At 75.5% G+C, this 237-nt stretch carries 1 pseudogene; it reads right to left on the bottom strand.

The annotated features are described in order from the left end of the window. Positions 1-133: pseudogene (locus KVT44_RS59830) on the bottom strand (serine/threonine protein kinase); the annotation flags it as partial. Between the last annotated feature and the right edge of the window lie 104 nt (positions 134-237).

The raw sequence follows: 237 nt of genomic DNA, 5'->3' as shown, positions 1-237 counted from the left end.
CCTTCACCGCGACCTGCCGGGCGAGCAGCTGGTCGGTGGCGCGCCAGACGACCCCCATGCCGCCCCGGCCGATCCTGGCCTCCAGCCGGTAACGGCCGCCGTTCACACGGACGTTCTCCCCCTCGGTCCCCATACGCCCCATCATGCCGCTCCGGACGGACGCGCTCCGGGCCCCGGACCGCGCCATGGTTGTCCTCCGGCCTCGTCAGGCCGGGTGCGCCCGGGGCGTGTGCGTCC

Origin of the sequence: Streptomyces sp. GbtcB7 (genome assembly GCF_019091445.1) — a bacterium.
GTDB lineage: Bacteria > Actinomycetota > Actinomycetes > Streptomycetales > Streptomycetaceae > Streptomyces > Streptomyces mirabilis.
Note: the sequence above shows the minus strand (reverse complement) of the source record. Positions and strands in the feature narration are given on the sequence as shown.